The sequence below is a fragment of the Variovorax paradoxus EPS genome (assembly GCF_000184745.1).
Classification (GTDB): Bacteria; Pseudomonadota; Gammaproteobacteria; order Burkholderiales; family Burkholderiaceae_C; genus Variovorax; species Variovorax paradoxus_C.
In genome coordinates, this window is the sequence record NC_014931.1 from 5,379,015 (window position 1) to 5,394,715 (window position 15,701).

Genomic DNA, 15,701 nt, shown 5'->3' on the forward strand with positions numbered 1-15,701 from the left:
CTGACGCCAGCACATTCCTAAGCCCGGCGGTCCGCTCCTCTCCTCTTTCAGCGCAACCATCCACCGCCGGGCACCAGCTCTTGCGCGGCAGCGGTCGCCGTCCCTCGGTCCGGGACGGCGCTCGCATTCGATGGAGTGCGTCCAATGCATGCAACGATTCACGGCGAGCGCACGCTCACCGACCTTGACTTCGCCCGCCTGAGCAAACTGCTGCCCGGGCGCGCCCTTCTTCCAGCCCATCTGGCCGACCTGCTTGCAAGCGCGGAAGTGATGAGTTCGCGCGCCGTGCCATGCGACGTCGTGACGATGAATTCGCGCGCAGAACTCGTCGATGTGCACACCGGCCGACGCCAGACGCTGACCGTCTGCTTTCCCAAGGATGCCGAACCCGCGGCCGGCTTCATCTCCGTGCTCTCGCCGGTGGGAAGCAGCCTGCTGGGCCTGAGGGTCGGAGACATCGCGAGGTGGCACACACCGAATGGCGACGATTGCGCGGCCGAAGTCGCCGCCGTCCTGTTCCAGCCCGAGGCCACTGGGGACTACCAGAAGTAGCTGGGCCGACCCGCGGTCCTCTCCCCCTCGTCTCGCCACCCCCATTGCACCGCGCGTGCGATGCGATCGCCAGCGCCCCCGCATGGCGCGGCGCAAGCCATTCTGAAAGCACATCGCCTTGACTCCTCATTCCCTGCTTGCCGTCACCGATTTCTCCACCTTGGGCGACCACGCGCTCTCCCGCGCAGCCCACCTGTGCGCGAGCCACAACGCAACGCTCGATCTCGCCTATCTCGCGCAGCCCGGCGAAACGCCTCCCGCCGATGCGGTTTGCCGACTCGCGCATCACGCCCTGCAACTCGGGCAACGCCATGACATCCGCGTGCGCCCGAGGAGTCGAATCGCCCTCGACCCCGCGGACCTTCTTTCCGAAGTTGGATGCGCCGACCTCGTCGTCTGGGGCATGGCGCCTGTGCGTGGGATCCGCTCGCTCTTCTTGGGCCAGCCCGTCGCGGGCATTCTTCGAAAGGGCCGGCGTCCGGTTCTCGTCGTCCGCGCAGCGCCCAGCGGGCCCTATCGCAGCCTCGTCGTGGCGGTCGATTTCTCGAAGGCGTCTGGCCGCCTGGTCGAACTCGGGTTCGCGCTCAACGGGGACGCGCGGGTCGAACTTTTCCATGCCATCAGCACTGCCAATGAGGGAAAGCTTCGCTACGCAGAAGTGTCCGAGATGGCCATCAAGACATACCGCGCGCAGTGCCGTCGCCACGCGGAAGACCGCATGTTCTCGCTGAAGTACTCCTTCGACGCGCGCCGCAACCGTGTGCTGTCCACCATCGGCCACGGAAGTCCGGCGCGGCAGGTCCTTGTGCAGCAGCAGCGAAGCGCAGCCGATCTCGTCGTGGTCGGCAAGCACCCCTCATCCGCAGCCATCGACTTCTTCTTCGGAAGCGTGGCGGAAAGCGTGCTCCGGGACTGCGCGAGCGACGTGCTGGTTGTGCCCCACGACCACCGAAGCGCATCGGGTGCGCACGCTGCGAAGCGGCTTCCCGGGGGAATGGCGGTAGGCCGATTGCGAGGTTGAGCGGGCATCGGCTGCTGTTCGGCGCGGAGGACTTGCCTCCAATGAAAAAGCCCCGTCGCATGGACTGCGACGGGGCTTTCAAAAAACTGCCAGGGATTGAATCTGGCGGAGAGTGTGAGATTCGAACTCACGGACGATTTCTCGTCGGCAGTTTTCAAGACTGCTGGTTTAAACCACTCACCCAACTCTCCGGAACCGCGGATTTTATGCCGACGGCGATGCCTCAATCCCCATCGGGCAAGAACAGCGTCTGCAGATCGCTCAGAAAGTCCAGCCCCCGCTCGGTCGGCCACACGCGAAACAGGTCGCGCGCCACGAGCCCCTTGCGCTCCGCCTCTTCGAGCCCGCGCTGGATCGACGTCATCGCGAGCCCGGTGCGCTCGCTGAACTGCGGCAGCGTGAACCCCGCCTTCAATCGCAGCGCATTGAGCATGAACTCGAACGGCAAATCGGCCAGCGACACCTCGTCGCTCTGCGACACTGCCGCGCCCGCGCGCGCGTTCTCCATGTACAGCCGCGGTTCGCGATACCGCACCTGCCGCACGATGCGGTGCGCAAAGCTCAGCTTGCTGTGCGCGCCGGCGCCGATGCCCAGGTAATCGCCGAACTGCCAGTAATTGAGGTTGTGCGCGCACTGGTGCCCCTCGCGCGCATAGGCCGACACCTCGTAGCGCGACATGCCCTGCTCGCCGGTCCGCTCGGTGATGCGATCGAGCATCGCGTAGGCGATGTCGTCTTCAGGCAGCGTCGGCGGAAATTTCGCGAACCAGGTGTTGGGCTCGATGGTGAGGTGATAGACCGAAATGTGCGGCGGCGCGAGCGCGAGGGCCTGCGACAGGTCGGCCTCCAGGTGCTCGAGCGTCTGGCCGGGGAGCGCATACATCAGGTCGAGATTGAAGGTGTCGAAGGCGCTCGCAGCCTCTTCCACCGCGGCGATGGCCTGGGCGCGGTCGTGCACGCGGCCGAGCGCCGTCAGGTGCTCGTCGTTGAAGCTCTGCACGCCCACCGACAGGCGCGTGACGCCCGCCGAGCGGTATGCGCGGAAGCGGTTGCGCTCGAAGGTGCCGGGGTTCGCCTCGAGCGTGATCTCGCAATCGGGTGCAAGCTTCAGGCGCGCGCGCACGTCGCCGAGCAAGCGGTCGATGGCCTGCGGCGAGAAGAGGCTGGGCGTGCCGCCGCCGATGAAGATGGTGTGGACAGTGCGGCCCCAGATCAGCGGCAATGCGGCATCGAGGTCGGCCACGAGCGCATCGATGTACGCCGCCTCGGGGATGCCCTCCGCATCGGCCGCGCTCGTCGCACGCCATTCGTGCGAATTGAAGTCGCAGTACGGACACTTTCGCAGGCACCACGGCAGATGGATGTAGAGCGACAGCGGCGGCAACGCCGCGAGCTGCAGCGGACCGGGCCGCATCCAGTGCAGCACGTCGTTGGCCTGCGGCGCGCCGGTGGGCTGCGCCGGCTTGATCGGGAAAACGGTGGCCATCTGCGGCCTACAGCCAGCGCTCGCGCATCAACGCGAGCATCGCCTGCGCCGCGCGGCCGCGGTGGCTGTTGGCGTTCTTGACCTCGGGCGTGAGCTGCGCAAATGTCTTGCCGAAGGCGGGCAGGTACATCACCGGGTCGAAGCCGAAGCCGTTGTCGCCGATCGGCGCCAGCGCGATCTCGCCGACCACGCGGCCGACGGCGATGAGCGGTTCTGGGTCATCATGGCTGCGCAGCGCGACGAGCGTGCTGACGAGCGCGGCGCGACGATTGACGACGCCGTCGAGCTGTTCGAGCAGCGCTTTCACGTTGTTGGCATCGCCCTTGGCGTAGCCGAATTGCGTGGCGTAGTACGCGGTGTCGACGCCCGGCAGGCCGCCGAAGGCATCGACGCAGAGACCCGCGTCGTCGGCGATGGCCGGAAGGCCAGTCGCGGCGCTGGCGTGGCGCGCCTTGGCGAGCGCGTTTTCGACGAAGGTGCGGAAGGGTTCTTCAGCCTCGCCCACGCCCAGTGCCGACTGCGGCACCAGGGTGACGGACAACGCCGCGAACAGTTGCTGAAGTTCGGCGAGCTTGCCTTGGTTGTTGGAGGCCAGGACCAGTTTCATGGATCGATCAAAGTGGCTGTGACGCCCGGCTGGCGGACGTCAGTAGCTGGGAGGATTTCAGTTCGGCTGCAATGCCTGCTTCTGCAGGGTGACGAGTTCGCCGATGCCCTTTTCGGCCAGGCCGAGCAGGAGGTTCATTTCTTCGCGCGTGAACGCCACGCCCTCGGCCGTGCCCTGCACTTCGACGAAATGGCCGGCGCCGGTCATGACGACGTTCATGTCGGTGTCGCAGCTCGAGTCTTCGGTGTATTCGAGGTCCAGCAGCGGCGTGCCGCCGACGATGCCTACCGAGATGGCAGCCACGTGGCCCTTGATCGGCGAGGCTTTCAGCGTGCCAGCGGCCAGCAGTTTGTTGACCGCGTCTTGTGCAGCAACGAAGGCGCCGGTGATGGCCGCGGTGCGCGTGCCGCCATCGGCCTGCAGCACGTCGCAGTCGAGGTGGATGGTGCGCTCGCCCAAGGCGGCGAGGTCGAACACGGCGCGCATCGAGCGGCCGATGAGGCGCTGGATTTCCTGCGTGCGGCCGGTCTGCTTGCCCTTGGCGGCCTCGCGGCTGCTGCGGGTGTGGGTGGCGCGCGGCAGCATGCCGTATTCAGCGGTCACCCAGCCTTCGCCGCTGCCCTTCTTGTGCGGGGGGACGCGCTCTTCCACCGAGGCAGTGCACAGCACGCGGGTCTGGCCGAACTCGATGAGCACCGAGCCCTCGGCGTGAATGGTGAAGCCGCGGGTGATGCGAACGGGGCGCAGCTGGTCGGCGGCACGGCCGCCGCTTCGGGTGAAAGCAGTCATTGTTGGAAGCTCGAAAAGGAAAAAGGGGAACGGCGCGCGACCTGGAACTCAGGTCTTGCGTGCAGCCGAACGGCGGATGGCTTCGTTGATCTCGGCGATGGAGCGCTCGATGGCGTCTTCGTCCATGTCCTCGATCTCGCCGTCCGAGGGCATGCCGGCCTGGATGGTCGAGGCGAACACGCCGTCGTCGATGGTCTCGGTGGAAATGCCGCGGTCTTCGCCGAGCGTTTCGGACATCTCCCACTCGAGCGCGATGAGGGTCACGTTGTCGCTGTGGGCACCGCCCTTGCGCAGCGCCATCTCGGCGAGGTCGGGGGCTGCATCGGACACGGGCTTGCCGGAGGAAAGCGTGTGCACGATGAGCGCATCGTCGAGCACGCCCCACACGCCGTCGGAGCACAACATGATGCGATCCCCGCGCTGCAGCTGCAGCGGCGGCGAGATGTCGAACAGCGGCGTGGTCGGGGAACCGAGGCAGGTCAGCAGCAGGTTGCGGTTGACCGGCATGTCCGAACCTTGGGGCTTTGGGCGCTCGGCGTGCGAATGGTCGCGCGTGCGGGTCAACAGGCGGCCGTCGCGTACGACGTACAGGCGCGAATCGCCGCAGTGCATCCAGGTGGCGCTCGTGCCTTGCAGCACGGCCGCGACGACGGTGGTGCGGGGCGTGTCGAGCATCGCCTTGTGGCTCGCGTACCGCATGATCTGCTGGTGCGCGGCCATCGCCGATTCGGCGAGGAAACCCTTCACGTCTTTCACGGTCGGCCGCGCCTCGCGCTGGTAGAGCGCGGCAATGGTCTGCAGCGCCAACTGGGCCGCCACTTCGCCTTCGGGGTGGCCGCCCATGCCGTCGGCCAGCACGAACAGGCCCGACTCCCGCGTGTAGCAATAGCCCATGCGGTCTTCGTTCTTGAGACGCCCGCCTTTGCGGCTGACCTGGAAGACAGAGAATTTCATGGCGTCATGCGGGGCGCGTTGTGGGGGCCGCAGCCCGGGGCAGACTCTTCTTGTCGAAGGAGCGGATGTTGTCGAACGACAGCCGCACCTTCTCGCCGACGGTGAGCTTGGTGTAGCGGCGCTCGCCCTCGCGGCTCAATTCCTTTTGCAGCGCGAAGACCGACTGGGGGCGCGAGAGCGGATCGAGCGACATGCACCACTCGACCACCTCGATGAGGTTGTCGGAATACACGCCGCGAAGGCGCGACAGCGACAGGCTCAGGCGGTCTTTCTCGATGCGCTTGGGTGCATCGTTGGGCGGGTAGCCCTGCATGCAGGCGTAGATGCAGGCGCCGATGGCGTAGATGTCGGTCCAGGGGCCCATCGACGAATCGCGCCGGTACATCTCGGGGGCGGCGAAGCCCGGCGTGTACATGGGACGGATGAAGATGCCTTCCTTGCTGAGCACTTCGCGCGCGGCGCCGAAGTCGATCAGCACGGCGCGGTCGTCGTCGGTGACGAAGATGTTGGCCGGCTTGATGTCCAGGTGCAGCATCTTGTACTGGTGCACGATGCGCAGGCCGCGCAGGATCTCGTCGAAAAGCGAGCGGATGGTCGATTCGCGGAACACCTTCTGGCGCTTGAGGTCGCGCGCGGTGACCACGAAGTCCTGCAGGGTTGCGCCCTCCAGGTAGTTCATGACCATGTAGACGGTCTCGTTCTCGCGGAAGAAATTGAGCACGCTGACGACCGAGGCATGAGAGATCTGCGCGAGCGAGCGGCCTTCTTCGAAGAAGCTCTTGAGCCCCAGCCGGTAGAGGGACAATTTTTCGGGCGGCACCTGCGGATGCAGTTCGCCGGGCCCGCGGGTAGCCAGCGAAGACGGCAGATATTCCTTGATGGCCACCTGCTGTCCGCTGGGGTCGATGGCGAGATAGACGACACCAAAACCACCTGCGGAAAGCCGGCGAACAACGCGGTAACCGCCAATGACCGTATCGGGCAACAGGGGCGAAGGCTTGACCTTTGACATAATCCGGGAGTTTCGCCCGAAGGCGATGGTGCGGCAAGCGAACGCTGTACCGACGCCTCGGTGCATGCAAGCAAAAACCACAGTGAGGCGCAATGCCAGTTTACAGCATGACCGGCTACGCCAGCGGCCAGAACGGGTCCGCAGGCAGCCACTCCGAAGCCGATGCACGGCCTTCCGCCGCAGGCCGGCTCGGGGTAGAAATCCGCTCGGTCAACAGCCGCTTCCTCGACCTCACCTTCAAATTGCCGGAGGAGTTGCGCCAGCATGAGACGGCGCTGCGAGAGCTGCTCACGGGCAAGCTCAAGCGCGGCAAGGTCGAGGTCCGCGCGGCCATCGAGAACACCGCCCAGGCGGGCGTCGTCGAGCCTTCCGTCAAGCTGCTCCAGCGGCTCAACGGGGTGCAGGACGGCATCAAGGCCTGGCTCCCAGGAGCGCGCGAACTGAGCGTGGCCGACGTGATCCGCCTCGCCGGTGGCGACGGCGCCACCCGCGGCGACTGGGGCCCCGATCTGCTCGACGTGGCCGGCAAGGCGCTCGAAGCGCTGATGTCCGCCCGCCAGCGCGAAGGCGCCCGGCTCGCCAAGATGCTCGATGCACACCTGGCTCAATTGCGCGTCCTTGTGCAGCAGGCCGGTCCGCTGGTGCCCCAGTTGGTCGAACAGCAGCGCAATCGCTTCCTGGAGCGCTGGCAAGAGGCCATGGGCCTGACCGCCGGCACGGGCGGCACGCTGCCCGAAGCCGCTCAAGACCGCGCGCTGACCGAGGCCACTGCCTTTGCCATCCGCATCGACGTGGCGGAAGAGCTCACCCGGCTGAATTCGCACCTCGACGAAATCGAGCGGCTGCTCAAGAAGGGTGGCGAGATCGGCAAGCGCCTGGACTTCCTGATCCAGGAACTGCACCGCGAGGCCAACACCCTGGGTTCCAAGTCGGCAGCCCTGGAACTCACGCGCATCGGCGTGGACATGAAGGTCCTGATCGAGCAGATGCGCGAACAGGTCCAGAACATCGAATGACGACGACGAGCGAAAGAATGGACTACCCCGGCAACATCTTCGTGGTCGCCGCGCCCAGCGGGGCCGGCAAATCGAGCCTGGTCAAGGCGCTCATGGAGCTCGACTCGGCGGTTCAGCCGTCGGTGTCACATACCACGCGGCCGCCGCGCGGACAGGAAAAGCACGGCCGCGAGTACTTTTTTGCCTCGCCTCCCGAATTCGACGCCCTGATTGCGGCCGACGGCTTCGTGGAATGGGCCCATGTGCACGGCCACCGGTACGGCACCTCCAAGAAGGCCATCGAGGAGCGGATCGCCCAAGGGGCCGACGTGATCCTCGAAATCGACTTCCAGGGCGCCCTTCAGATCCGCAAGACCTTTGCGAACGCGGTGATGATCTTCATCCTGCCTCCCAGTTGGGAAGAACTTCGCTCCAGGCTCGAGCGACGCGGCGAGGACAGCGCCTCGGTCATCGAATTGCGCCTGAAAAACGCCGCAGAAGAGATGGCCCGGGCCGGGGAATTCGACTTCGTTATAATCAACGAGTTATTTGAGCGGGCGCTTTTTGATCTCAAGGCGATTGTCCACGCTCAACGGCTCCGGTATTCCGCACAGCGCCGTGCACGTGCCGACACCTTTGCCGCACTGAACATTCCCTGATCTCCTGCTCACCGACCGAAAGATACCCATCATGGCCCGCATCACCGTCGAAGATTGTCTGGTTCAGATCCCGAACCGCTTCCAGCTCGTCCTGGCCGCCACGTACCGTGCGCGCATGCTGAGCCAAGGCCACGCGCCCAAGATCGAGAGCAAGAACAAGCCCGCCGTGACCGCTCTGCGCGAGATCGCCGAAGGCAAGATCGGCATCGAAATGCTCAAGAAGGTGCCGGGCTGATCTGACGCAGCCCTGCAACGAAAAGGCACCGCAAAGCGGTGCTTTTTTTATGTCTGGACGCGCCCATGGAACGGTCACGCTAAAGTGGTAGCCATGAGCGCGGTCGCCAAACATCAGTCCCATGCCCCATCGGGGGGCACGCCGAAGCCGAGTCCGGCGGCGCTGAACGCGGCCGCCGCAAGCTTCGCCGCATTGACAGCGCGCCTGGACTACCTGGGCTCCGAAGACACCGAGCTGGTACGCCGCGCATACCGCTTCGCCGACGAGGCCCATCTGGGCCAGTTGCGCAACAGCGGCGAGCCGTACATCACCCACCCCATCGCCGTGGCGGCGCAATGCGCCGAATGGAAGCTCGATGCCCAGGCGCTGATGGCCGCACTGCTGCACGACGCCATCGAAGACTGCGGCGTCACCAAGCCAGAGCTGATCGAGCGCTTCGGCGCCCCGGTCGCCGAACTGGTCGACGGGCTCACCAAGCTCGACAAGCTGCAGTTCAATACGCGTGAAGAGAACCAGGCAGAGTCTTTCCGCAAGATGTTGCTGGCCATGGCGCGCGACGTGCGCGTCATCCTCGTCAAGCTGGCCGACCGCACGCACAACATGCGCACGCTGGCCGACGCGCCGCGTGAAAAATGGGCCCGCATCTCGCGCGAAACGCTCGAGATCTACGCACCCATCGCGCACCGCCTCGGGCTGAATCAGACCTACCGCGAACTGCAGGAGTTGTCGTTCCGGCACCTCAAGCCGTGGCGTTACGCCACGCTGTCCAAGGCGGTGGCCAAGGCGCGCGGGCGACGACGTGACCTGATCCAGAAGGTGCAGAAAGAAGTCGAGACCGCTTTCTCTGCCGCCGGTATGACGCTGCGGATCGCCGGACGCGAGAAAACGCTCTATTCCATCTACCGCAAGATGGAAGATAAACACCTGAGCTTTGCCCAGGTGACCGACATCTACGGCTTCCGCCTGATCGTGCCGAACGTCATTGCCTGCTACACGGGCCTCGGCATCCTTCACCAGATGTACAAGCCGCTGCCCGGCAAGTTCAAGGACCATATCGCGATCGCCAAGCTCAACGGCTATCAGTCGCTGCACACCACGCTGGTGGGGCCGGCTGGCGTGAGCGTCGAGTTCCAGCTGCGTACCGAAGCGATGCACGTGGTTGCCGAATCCGGCGTCGCGGCGCACTGGCTCTACAAGGCGGCCGAGCCGAACGGGGCAAGCAACGACCGGCTGGGCACCAAGTGGCTGCAGTCGCTGCTCGACATCCAGGACGAGACGCGCGACGCCGCCGAGTTCTGGGACCACGTCAAGGTGGACCTCTTCCCCGACGCGGTTTATGTCTTCACTCCAAAGAGCCAGATCATGGCGCTGCCGCGTGGCGCCACGGTGGTCGACTTCGCTTACGCCATCCACAGCAACATCGGTGACCACACCTCGGCCGCGCGCATCAACGGCGACCAGGTGCCTCTGCGCACCGAACTCAAGAACGGCGACGTGGTCGAGGTGATCACGGCGCCCGTGTCGACCCCCAATCCCGCCTGGCTCGGCTTCGTTCGGACCGGCCGGGCGCGCTCCAAGATCCGCCATTACCTGAAGACGCTGGCACATGCCGAATCCGAAGGCCTCGGCGAAAAGCTGCTCGCACAGGCGCTGCGCGCCGAAGGTCTCGGCAAGCTGCCCGAGGACGACGACGAGCACCAGGCTTTGTGGGAAAAGCTGCTGCGTTTCACCGGCAACCGCACCCGTTCTGAATTGCTGACCGACATTGGCCTTGGCAAACGCATTGCAAGCATCGTCGCCAAGCGACTCATGGCACTGCTGGCCGAGTTGGGCGAACGCCCCGATGCCCTGCTGCTGAGCCGAGAGCGCCTCATCCCGCACGAAGCCGTGTCGCAGGGCGCGGTCACGCTCGATGGCAGCGAAAACTCTTCGGTGCGCTTTGCGCTGTGCTGCCGCCCCATTCCGGGCGACCAGATCGTCGGTTACCTCGGGCACGGCGAGGGCTTGGTGGTCCACACCGAAGATTGCGGCGTGGGACAGCGGCTGCGCCACAAGGACAGCGAGCGGTTCTTCGCGGTCGAATGGGCGGACGAGCCAACGCGCGCGTTCGAGACCGGCGTCGTGATCACCGTGCGCAATGACAAGGGCGTGCTGGCGCGCGTAGCCGCCACGTTGGCGGATGCGGAAGCAGACATCACGCATGTGGAAATGGCCGATGAGACGCCGCAGGATTCGACCGACCTTCGCTTCGTGATCGCGGTGCGCGATCGCGCGCACCTCGACGCCGTGCTGCGCGCCGCCCGACGAACCGCCTCGGTGCTGACCGCGGCGCGCACAGTGCCGGCGCCCTGAAGAAAAACTGGCTGGCGCCGCGCCGGTCAGTCCACCACCGGACGTGGCGCCGGATAACTCACCGACAGTATCTCCACCTCGTGCGCCCCGCCCGGCGTCACCAGTTTCACCACGTCGCCCTCGCGCGACTTGAGCAAAGCCCGCGCGATCGGGGAAATCCAGCTGACCTGCGACTGGGCGCTGTCGGCTTCGTCGATGCCGAGGATCGTGATGGTGCGTTCGTCGTCGCCCGTCTCATCGACATAACGGACCGTGGCACCGAAGAAGATCTGGTCGCTGCCATGGTGCACCGACGGATCGGTGACCTCGGCGATTTCGAGGCGCTTGGTGAGAAAGCGAATACGCCTGTCGATCTCGCGCAAGCGTTTCTTGCCATAGAGATAGTCGCCGTTTTCCGAGCGGTCGCCGTTCTTGGCGGCCCAGTGCACGGCCTCGACGACCTTCGGGCGCTCCTCGTCCATCAATTGGAGCAACTCGTCGCGCAGCCGTGCGTAGCCTTCCGGCGTGATGTAGTTCTTGCTGCCCGCCGGCAATGGAGGCGCCACCCCGTCGGCGCCGTCGTCCTCGGCGTCGTTGTCGGTTTCCTTTGTGAATGCCTTGTTCAACGAAGAACCTCTTGAATAGGTAGAACGGTTCGCCAGTACGACATCAACCCAGGTCCGAGCGCTTGCAGTCGAACGACACGGTCGGCTCGACGCCTCGCAAGGCGGGCATCTTGTTGACGAAGACGATCCCGACCCTGGCCAGTTGCCAATCACCCGCCTTGAACAGCTTGAAGAGGTTCGTGACCTCTTCACCGGCAGCGGGAATGGAGTTGAAAAGATAGACAGGCTCGCCTGAAGAGGTGCCGTCCATGCTCACCAGTTCGGCGCGCATCTTGCCCATGGTTTCCGTGTCCTTCGTTCTGGAGCGCACGATGTCCATGTTGACGGTGCGCGAGTGCTCGTCGATCGAGATCCTGCGGATCCAGTTGAACGAGCCAGCCGCGCCGCCCGGGCTCGGCACACATGCAATGGTTCCCGCGAACGCCGAACCTGCCGCCGAAATCAGCAACAGCAGTTGGCATGCGCAGCGCGCCGTTCGAATGTTCATGGTCGCCCTGATCCGTTTTGACTTGAAACGGGACTTTAGCGTCCAGAAGCCAGACGGCACAGCCGCTGGAACGGCGGCTTTTCTCTGATTCACGTCACCCAAAAGAAAATGGCCTAGAAGGTAAACCTTCTAGGCCATTAAGAGAGTGGTGCGGCTGGCAGGAATTGAACCCACGACCCCTTGGTTCGTAGCCAAGTACTCTATCCAACTGAGCTACAGCCGCACAGCTTGCAATTATAGCATGCGTTTTTCAGGGCTTCGGAACCCGCGCAGTCGAAGCATCGCAGTTGCCGAGAACGAGCCGCTCGACAAGGTCTCGAAAGCAAGTTGGGAAGCACTCAGCGGCCCGATTCCCTCTGCTCCGGCAACCGGAAGAGCCTGTGGTGTGCTTTTACATACTCGCGACGAATCGTTGCCCTGATCCATCACCTCGAGACCTCTATCGCGCGCGGACCTTCAAGCGCCCGGTATGCGAGGCGGGTGCAACTCCACGGCCTTGGCCGCCTTCTTCCGCATCCGGATATTGAGCATCTCCACGACCAGGGAGAACGCCATCGCGAAGTACACGTAGCCCTTGGGCACATGGTGGTCGAAACCCTCGGCCACGAGGACGACGCCCACCACCACGAGGAACGACAACGCCAGCATCTTGATCGTCGGGTGGCTCGAGACGAAGCGGCCGATCGGACCTGCGAACAGCATCATCAGGAGCACCGACACGATCACCGCGGCGATCATCACCCGCACGTCGTCCACCATGCCGACCGCCGTGATGATCGAGTCCAGCGAGAACACCAGATCGATGATCATGATCTGGAGCATGACGGAGGCGAGCGTGGCCTTGACGGCGCTGGACTTCTGCTCGTGCTCGCCCTCCAGCGACTGATGGACCTCGGTCGTGCTCTTCCAGATCAGGAAGAGGCCGCCCAGGATCAGGATCAGGTCGCGGCCCGAGATTTCCTTGCCGAGCACCGAAAAGAGCGGCGCGACCAGTCCCACAATCCAGGCAAGGACCAGCAGCAGTCCGATGCGCATGAACATGGCCAGGAACAGACCCACCCGCCGCGCGAATTCGCGCTTCTCGACGGGCAGCTTGTCCACAAGGATGGAGATGAAGATGATGTTGTCGATGCCCAGCACGAGCTCCAGCGCAGTCAGGGTGGCGAAGGCGACCCAGGCCTGAGGATTCGTCACGAGTTCAAGCATTGAAGTTCTTTCGCTCCGGCAGCGCCGGAAAGGGTTGGTCGGATGGCCAGCCGCGAGATCCCATCGGCGATTCGGGGCGGGACGATCCTAGCGGAAGCGCATGGTTTTCTGTCGCAGGCAACGGCTGCGGAAACAGGGACAAGGGCGTCCTGTGGCGCATTCTTTCGAAGCAGCGGATCTGCCCCCCGATGCGGCCCACCCTATTGACCAACGAGCAATGGTCAAGGAAACAAAAAAGCGCCCCGAAAGGCGCTTTTCATGAAGAAAGGCGTGGAAGAAAAGATCTTCCACGCTGGGTTTGGTGCGGCTGGCAGGAATTGAACCCACGACCCCTTGGTTCGTAGCCAAGTACTCTATCCAACTGAGCTACAGCCGCGAAGCTGCGGATTCTAACCCGCTCGGAAGCGCCTCCGATTCTGCCTGCGGCGCGGACATCGGGAGCCGCTGGTGAATGCGGTGCGCCAACGCCACGTCTTCAAGGCCGATGCCGACAGACTTGTAGAGCACGATGTCGCCCCCGCCCTGCGCACGCGCGCTGACCTCGCCGGCCAGCAGCGGTCCGAGCTCCACGAGCTTGGCCACGAGCGCCTCCGGACGCGAGGCCATGACAAATTCGCCGGCCTCGCGCAGGGCCTGTCCGGCGGACTCCACGATCACCATGGACGCGCGCGCCAGCACCTGGTCGTCGACTTCGCGCGCCTGCGGCTTGGACGAACCGATCGCCGCCACGAACGCGCCGGGCTTGAGCAGTGCGCCATCGAAGAGTGGCGCCGTGGCGCGCGTCGCGGTGATCACGATGTCGGCGTCGCGCACGGCCCGCTCGGCGTCGGCGGTGTCCGAGGCAATGCCATACAGGCGCCCGATGTCGGCCGAAAACGCGTCGGCCCCGTCGATGGCGCACACCAGCACTTGCGAGACGCGGCCGCGTTCGCAGAACGCCTCGGCATGGGCGCGCGCCTGCACGCCCGAGCCGAAGATCGCCAGGCGCAGCGGTCCCGCCGGCACCACCGCGTCGGCCACGATGCGGGTCACAGCGGCGGTACGCAGCCGCGTGAGTTGATTGCCTTGCACGATGCGCAGCAGCTTGCCGGTTGCGCTGGAGAACAGCGGGATCACGAAATCGAACTGGCCCTGGACGGTGGAATAGACCTTGGTGCCCATCACCTGCGCCGCGCCGTAGATGCCGCCCATCATCGAGAGCGAGGCGCCGGTTCCGTGCAGACGCATGCGATCCTGGACGAACGACTGGTCGCGGCCAAGATCGACGAAAGCGGCGCGCATGACCTCGATGGCTTCTTGCATGGTGATGGCGCTCGCCACCTCGGCATCGCTGACAAAAATATTCTGCATGTTGATGGAAGGTTGTGACGTTTTCAATCCAGCGTCGACGCCCGCACGGAGGTCATCGCTGTGGAGGCGGGCTGCATAGCGCCCATGCATACCCTGGCGCGAACGCGGCTGCCGCGGTGCCTGCATGGATGGCCTTCGCAGGCCAGGCGCTCATTCGGGGGGGCGCTCCGACTTCCACAGGGCCGCAGCCACACTGGCGAGCTTCACCCGATTTCTGACCTGGAAGCGCCGGCGCAACTGGCGCATGTGGTAGTCCACCGCGTAGCCCGACAGACCCAGCCGGTAGGCGATCTCCTTGTCGCTGCACCCCGCCATCAGTTCTTCGAGGATGGCGCGCTGCGTCGGCGAAATGAGACCCGCGAGCCCGTCGTTCGAAGGCCCGTCCGCAGCGGGCGATTGCGAGGCCTGCGCTGCACAGCCTGCCAGCACATGCTGCGAAACGTACTCGTGGATGCTCAGGCCCAGCGCCAGCGCATTGCCCGTCACGCGCTGGATGATCCAGCGGCGGCTCGGCGTGCGCGAAAGACAGCTGATGAAGGTGTGGTCGCCCGATTGGCCGGGGGTGGCCAGGCGCAGGAAGACGCCGCTGCGGATCCCGTGGCGTTCCATGTCGTCCAGGAAGCGTCGCTGGCGCGCGGCAGTCTCGGCCGAGTCGAGCCGCAGCGGCTGCCTGGACTGCGCCTGCTCCAACGACTCGAGATCCCACACCAGCGGCAGCCCGGACGCCGGCGCGTCCTTGTGGCGCACATCGACCTCGTGGAAGCCGTGCGCGAAGTAGTGCTCTGCCCAGTCTTGGTGTGCGTAGCTGCTGAGGAAGCGCATGGGGTGCAGGCCGCCGTTGCGCGGCCGCAAGGTTCCATAGGCGAGCCATTCGAAGCCGTTCTGGCGCAGCGCCTGCTTCACCAGCGACAGGCGCATCTCGCGCTCCGGCGCCAGCAGGAGCTGTCCGAGCAGGCCTTGAGGGTGGCCGAGGCTTCCCGGCTTCATCTGCGGTCGTGCGAGATGGTCGTCGGTGAAGAAGTCCGGCATCCGCCCGCCGAGGTTCGCGGCGTTGTCGCTGGGCATGAAGTGCTCCGGAAAGATGGAAAAGCCCTGGTCGCGGGCCCGCAGCGCCTGCGGCGTCTCGGCGAGAAGCGGATCCGGATCCGCCTGCGCAGCCGCCGGCTGGTGGTCCGCGCCGGCCGGTGGCCGGGCCTGCCTGGGCGGTGTCGCACGGTTGGGCCGACCGCGCCACTCCTCGAACGCTTCGGGCATCGCAAACCAAGGGGCCTGGCTAGACGGCATGACTGCACACTCCTTACACGTTGGTGGGCCGCGCTGCATGCAACGCGGGCATCAAGTCGTTGGCAAGAGGCAGTCTAGGGTTCGATGCCTGCGCGCAGTTATCGCAA

At 65.1% G+C, this 15,701-nt stretch carries 17 protein-coding genes and 3 tRNA genes; 7 read left to right on the top strand and 13 right to left on the bottom strand.

Annotation, left to right across the window (positions count from 1 at the left end; translation table 11 throughout):
* Nucleotides 1-144 precede the first annotated feature (144 nt).
* Nucleotides 145-552, top strand: a complete 408-nt coding sequence (locus tag VARPA_RS24710) for a GreA/GreB family elongation factor (protein ID WP_013543321.1) — start codon at nt 145-147, stop codon at nt 550-552.
* Between the two features lie 118 nt (nt 553-670).
* A complete protein-coding gene (locus VARPA_RS24715; RefSeq protein WP_144299034.1) occupies nt 671-1,573 on the top strand; it encodes a universal stress protein in 903 nt (300 codons plus the stop codon).
* Nucleotides 1,574-1,676: 103 nt separating this feature from the next.
* On the opposite strand, the gene VARPA_RS24720 is transcribed toward VARPA_RS24715, so the two are convergent.
* From VARPA_RS24720 to VARPA_RS24745, 6 genes are all read right to left on the bottom strand, one after another.
* Nucleotides 1,677-1,764 (bottom strand) — tRNA-Ser (locus VARPA_RS24720).
* A gap of 32 nt (nt 1,765-1,796) precedes the next feature.
* Nucleotides 1,797-3,059, bottom strand: coding sequence for a radical SAM family heme chaperone HemW (hemW, locus tag VARPA_RS24725; RefSeq protein WP_013543323.1), 1,263 nt, complete (start codon nt 3,057-3,059; stop codon nt 1,797-1,799).
* Between the two features lie 7 nt (nt 3,060-3,066).
* Nucleotides 3,067-3,666, bottom strand: coding sequence for an RdgB/HAM1 family non-canonical purine NTP pyrophosphatase (gene rdgB, locus VARPA_RS24730; protein ID WP_013543324.1), 600 nt, complete (start codon nt 3,664-3,666; stop codon nt 3,067-3,069).
* 57 nt (nt 3,667-3,723) lie between these two features.
* Entirely contained in the window at nt 3,724-4,455 is a 732-nt protein-coding gene (gene rph / locus VARPA_RS24735) for a ribonuclease PH (RefSeq protein ID WP_013543325.1), read from the bottom strand.
* Nucleotides 4,456-4,503: 48 nt separating this feature from the next.
* Nucleotides 4,504-5,409 carry a PP2C family protein-serine/threonine phosphatase gene (locus VARPA_RS24740; RefSeq protein ID WP_013543326.1) on the bottom strand — a complete coding sequence of 302 codons (906 nt, stop codon included), beginning with the start codon at nt 5,407-5,409 and terminating at the stop codon, nt 4,504-4,506.
* Nucleotides 5,410-5,413: 4 nt separating this feature from the next.
* Complete coding sequence (locus tag VARPA_RS24745; RefSeq protein ID WP_013543327.1) at nt 5,414-6,421, bottom strand: serine/threonine protein kinase; 1,008 nt, start codon at nt 6,419-6,421, stop codon at nt 5,414-5,416.
* Between the two features lie 92 nt (nt 6,422-6,513).
* Here VARPA_RS24745 and VARPA_RS24750 point away from each other — a divergent pair, with 92 nt between their 5' ends.
* The 4 genes from VARPA_RS24750 (at nt 6,514) to VARPA_RS24765 (ending at nt 10,662) form a co-directional block, all read left to right on the top strand.
* A complete protein-coding gene (locus VARPA_RS24750) occupies nt 6,514-7,437 on the top strand; it encodes a YicC/YloC family endoribonuclease (RefSeq protein ID WP_013543328.1) in 924 nt (307 codons plus the stop codon).
* 17 nt (nt 7,438-7,454) lie between these two features.
* Complete coding sequence (gmk, locus tag VARPA_RS24755) at nt 7,455-8,075, top strand: guanylate kinase (protein WP_013543329.1); 621 nt, start codon at nt 7,455-7,457, stop codon at nt 8,073-8,075.
* A gap of 31 nt (nt 8,076-8,106) precedes the next feature.
* A complete protein-coding gene (gene rpoZ / locus VARPA_RS24760; protein ID WP_013543330.1) occupies nt 8,107-8,310 on the top strand; it encodes a DNA-directed RNA polymerase subunit omega in 204 nt (67 codons plus the stop codon).
* A 93-nt stretch (nt 8,311-8,403) separates the two neighbouring features.
* The gene (locus VARPA_RS24765; RefSeq protein ID WP_013543331.1) at nt 8,404-10,662 is read left to right on the top strand and encodes a RelA/SpoT family protein; all 2,259 of its coding nucleotides are present in this window, start codon (nt 8,404-8,406) and stop codon (nt 10,660-10,662) included.
* A gap of 26 nt (nt 10,663-10,688) precedes the next feature.
* Here VARPA_RS24765 and greB read toward each other — a convergent pair whose 3' ends face one another.
* Both greB and VARPA_RS31750 read right to left on the bottom strand, forming a co-directional pair.
* Nucleotides 10,689-11,267 (bottom strand): transcription elongation factor GreB, encoded by a 579-nt coding sequence (gene greB / locus VARPA_RS24770; protein WP_013543332.1) that lies wholly within the window; start codon nt 11,265-11,267, stop codon nt 10,689-10,691.
* Between the two features lie 43 nt (nt 11,268-11,310).
* A complete protein-coding gene (locus VARPA_RS31750; RefSeq protein ID WP_234974838.1) occupies nt 11,311-11,586 on the bottom strand; it encodes a hypothetical protein in 276 nt (91 codons plus the stop codon).
* Between VARPA_RS31750 and VARPA_RS31755 the strand changes: the two genes are divergently transcribed.
* Entirely contained in the window at nt 11,579-11,842 is a 264-nt protein-coding gene (locus VARPA_RS31755; RefSeq protein ID WP_234974840.1) for a hypothetical protein, read from the top strand. The genes VARPA_RS31750 and VARPA_RS31755 overlap by 8 nt on opposite strands.
* Nucleotides 11,843-11,900: 58 nt before the next feature.
* Here the strand turns inward: VARPA_RS31755 and VARPA_RS24780 are convergent.
* The 5 genes from VARPA_RS24780 to VARPA_RS24800 all read right to left on the bottom strand — a co-directional run bounded on the left by VARPA_RS24780 (nt 11,901) and on the right by VARPA_RS24800 (nt 15,594).
* Nucleotides 11,901-11,977 (bottom strand) — tRNA-Arg (locus tag VARPA_RS24780).
* 233 nt (nt 11,978-12,210) lie between these two features.
* Nucleotides 12,211-12,960: a TerC family protein gene (locus VARPA_RS24785; RefSeq protein WP_013543334.1), complete on the bottom strand. Its 750-nt coding sequence runs from the start codon at nt 12,958-12,960 to the stop codon at nt 12,211-12,213.
* 299 nt (nt 12,961-13,259) lie between these two features.
* A tRNA-Arg gene (locus VARPA_RS24790) sits at nt 13,260-13,336 on the bottom strand.
* Complete coding sequence (locus tag VARPA_RS30810) at nt 13,327-14,310, bottom strand: ornithine cyclodeaminase family protein (RefSeq protein ID WP_013543335.1); 984 nt, start codon at nt 14,308-14,310, stop codon at nt 13,327-13,329. The genes VARPA_RS24790 and VARPA_RS30810 overlap by 10 nt, the downstream gene beginning before the upstream one ends.
* Nucleotides 14,311-14,460: 150 nt before the next feature.
* Nucleotides 14,461-15,594, bottom strand: a complete 1,134-nt coding sequence (locus VARPA_RS24800; RefSeq protein ID WP_013543336.1) for a helix-turn-helix transcriptional regulator — start codon at nt 15,592-15,594, stop codon at nt 14,461-14,463.
* Nucleotides 15,595-15,701: the final 107 nt, after the last annotated feature.